We start from the raw sequence: 3,585 nt of genomic DNA on the forward strand, positions 1-3,585 counted from the left end.
CGCAGCATGTTGCAGGTGTAGCCGTACTCGTTGTCGTACCAGGCGACGACCTTGACGAAGGTCGAGTCCAGCATGATGCCGGCGCCGGCGTCGAAGACCGATGGGGTGGTGGCACCGCGGAAGTCGGTGGAGACCACCTTGTCCTCGGTGTAGGCCAGCACGCCGGCGAGGTCGCCGGACTCGGAAGCCGACTTCATCGCGGCACAGATGTCGTCGTAGGTGGCGCCCTTATCCAGCTCGCAGGTGAGGTCCACCACGGAGACATCGGAGGTCGGCACGCGGAAGGCCATGCCGGTCAGCTTGCCGTTCAGCTCCGGCAGCACCTTGCCAGCGGCCTTCGCAGCGCCGGTGGAGGACGGGATGATGTTCTCCAGGATGCCGCGGCCGCCGCGCCAGTCCTTCTTGGACGGGCCGTCGACGGTCTTCTGGGTGGCGGTGGCGGCATGCACGGTGGTCATCAGGCCGCGCTTCACGCCCCAGTTGTCGTTCAGCACCTTGGTGACCGGCGCGAGGCAGTTGGTGGTGCAGGAGGCCGCGGAGATGATCGCCTGGCCGTCGTAGACGCCGTGGTTGACCCCGTACACGAACATCGGCGTGGCGTCCTTGGAGGGCGCGGACTGGACGACCTTCTTGGCGCCGGCGGCGATGTGCTTCTGGCAGGTCTCCTCGGTCAGGAAGAAGCCGGTGCACTCGATGACCAGGTCGGCGCCCACCTCGTCCCATTTCAGGTTGGCCGGGTCCATCTCGGCCGTGAGACGGATGGACTTGCCGTTAACGATCATGCTGTTGCCGTCAACGGCAACGTCACCCTGAAAGCGGCCGTGCACGGAATCGTATTTCAGCATATAAGCCAAATAATCGGGGTCCAGCAGGTCGTTGATACCGACCACCTCGATATTCGGGAACTCTTTGCTGATCGCGCGGAAGGCCATGCGGCCGATGCGGCCGAAGCCGTTGATACCAACTTTCAGGGTCATGGTTTACTCCTCATCGGAAGTGTCGAGGGGCGAGTTGCGAGGCACGAGGGCCGAGGCGCAGCGGACAGACCCGGCGCACCTCGAGCCCCATCACTCGAGACTCATAGAAGACTGTTGACCGCGTCCGCAACGGCCTCGGCCGTGACGCCCAGGGCCTTGTACACGTCACCAGCAGGCGCGGACTCTCCGAAGGTATCCACACCCACCACCTTGCCATGCATGCCGACGTACTTGGGCCAGAGATTGGAGACGCCGGCCTCGACGGCGACCCGCGCCTTCACGGCATCGGGCAGCACGGCTTCCCTGTAGGCGGCGTCCTGGGCATCGAAGGCGTCCATGCTGGGCATGGAGACGACGCGGACCTTTCGGCCCTGCTCGCCGAGCTGCTCCGCGGCCTTGACAGCCAGCTCCACCTCGGTGCCGGTGCCGATGATGATGGCATCAGGTGTACCGTCGCAGTCCTGCAGCACATAGGCGCCGCGCTCGATGGCCCGGATCTGATCGTCGGTGCGCGGCATATGCGGGGCACCCTGACGCGAGAAGATCAGGGCCGACGGGCCGCCCGTGCGTTGCAGCGCCAGCTTCCAGGCCACGGCACTCTCCACGGCATCACAGGGACGCCAGGTGGACATGCGCGGGGTCAGGCGCAGAATGGAGATCTGCTCAACCGGCTGATGGGTGGGGCCGTCTTCGCCGAGGCCAATGGAATCATGGGTATAGACGAAGATCGGGTTGATCTTCATCAGCGCCGCCATGCGTACCGCATTGCGGGCGTATTCCATGAACATCAGGAATGTGGCGCCGTAGGGCTTGAAGCCACCATGCAGCGTGGCGCCATTCATGATGGCGGACATGCCGAACTCGCGCACACCGTAGTACACATAGTTGCCGCCGGCGTCATTGGGCTTGATGCCCTTGGCGCCCGACCACAGCGTGAGGTTTGAGCCGGCGAGGTCCGCGGAGCCGCCCAGCAGCTCGGGCAGCAGCGGACCGAAGCCGTTCAGGGCGTTTTGCGAGGCCTTGCGGGTGGCGACCTTCTCGGCTTTCTCGTCCACGGACTTGATGAACTCCCAGGCCTTGGCCTCGAAGTCTTCCGGCAGCTCGCCCGCCATGCGGCGCTCGAATTCGGCGGCCTCGCTGGGATACTCGGCCTTGTAGGCGGCGAACTTGTCGTTCCACGCCTGCTCGGCCACGGCGCCGCGCTCGCGGGCATCCCAGGCCTGGTAGATATCGTCCGGCACCTCGAAGGGCGGGTGGCTCCAGCCCAGGGCCTCGCGGGTGAGCACGATCTCGTCATCACCCAAGGGCGCGCCGTGGCACTCCTCCTTGCCCTGCTTGTTCGGAGAGCCGTAGCCGATAATGGTCTGGCAGCAGATGAGGGAGGGCTTGTCGGTGACGGCCCGGGCCTGTTCGATGGCGGCCTTCACGGCCTCCGGGTCATGGCCGTCCACTTCCGGGATGACGTGCCAGTTGTAGGCCTCGAAGCGCTTCGGCGTGTCGTCCAGGAACCAGGCAGGTACGTCGCCATGGCCGCGCACCTCACCGTCGATGGAGATGTTGTTGTCGTCGTAGAAGGCGATCAGCTTGCCCAAGCCCAGCGCACCCGCCAGCGAGCAGGACTCATGCGAGATGCCCTCCATCAGGCAGCCGTCACCGAGGAAGACGTAAGTGTAGTGATCGACGATCTCGTGGCCCGGCTTGTTGAACTGCGCGGCGAGTACCTTTTCCGCCAGCGCCATGCCCACACCATTACTGATGCCTTGCCCCAGCGGACCGGTGGTGGTCTCGACGCCCGGCGCATAGCCATACTCGGGGTGCCCCGGAGTCTTGGAATGGAGCTGGCGGAATTGCTTCAGCTCTTCCAGAGGCAGGTCGTAGCCGGTCAGATGCAGCAGCGAGTAGATCAACATCGAGCCATGGCCGTTGGAGAGCACGAAGCGATCGCGATCGGCCCAGTCCGGGTTCGCCGGGTTGTGCTGCATGAAGTCGTTCCAGAGCACTTCGGCGATGTCGGCCATACCCATGGGTGCGCCCGGGTGCCCGGATTTGGCCTTCTGCACGGCGTCCATACTGAGCGCGCGGATGGCGTTCGCGAGTTCTTTGCGTGAGGACATAAGGATCTCTCCTCGGTCGAGTTATCGATGCGATCTGGCAGGAGTCGGATGCAGCCGCGCGAGAAATGACGCCGGGCCGGCGGCCGGCTCGCGCGGCGATCGTTCAGTGGTGAGCGAAAACGGGCCTCGCTGCGCTGGAAACCGGATTCCGATACCGCGCCAGCAGACGTGCGCGGCGGGTCGGACATTGAGCATGCAGACGCTGGCAGCATGCAGACATTGAGCGCCGCGGGGGCGCCTGTCGCCCGGCTCCGCGCGGCATGGGTTATCGCCGCCTGATTCTTGCGCGAAAAGTGCGGCTTAGCCAGCAACCGGCGCCGGCGTCCCCGGCGCCACGTTCATAACTTACTAATATTAAGGATTTCGGTCGAGTATACGCAAGTCTAACCGCCCGCCCGTCGTGCCGCGGGTACGCGCCGCACGACCGCACGCAGCCGCCGGCAAGCACCCACGCCGCACTATCGCGACCCCGCGCACACGCAGAGGAAACGCCG

General features: G+C 65.0%; 2 protein-coding genes. Both read right to left on the reverse strand.

All coding sequences use genetic code 11. The annotated features are described in order from the left end of the window. The coding region (gene gap, locus I6U14_RS15975) for a type I glyceraldehyde-3-phosphate dehydrogenase (RefSeq protein ID WP_296900511.1) at positions 1-977 on the reverse strand (977 nt) is incomplete at its 3' end. Between the two features lie 101 nt (positions 978-1,078). Continuing rightward, positions 1,079-3,091, reverse strand: coding sequence for a transketolase (gene tkt, locus I6U14_RS15980; protein WP_296900512.1), 2,013 nt, complete (start codon positions 3,089-3,091; stop codon positions 1,079-1,081). Positions 3,092-3,585 lie beyond the last annotated feature (494 nt).

Source organism: Thiohalocapsa sp. (assembly GCF_019695415.1).
GTDB lineage: Bacteria > Pseudomonadota > Gammaproteobacteria > Chromatiales > Chromatiaceae > Thiohalocapsa.

Excerpts from the sequence above, each read along its gene's own strand:
- tkt (WP_296900512.1), bottom strand. The coding sequence starts at position 3,091 with ATGTCCTCACGCAAAGAACTCGCGAACGCCATCCGCGCGCTCAGTATG.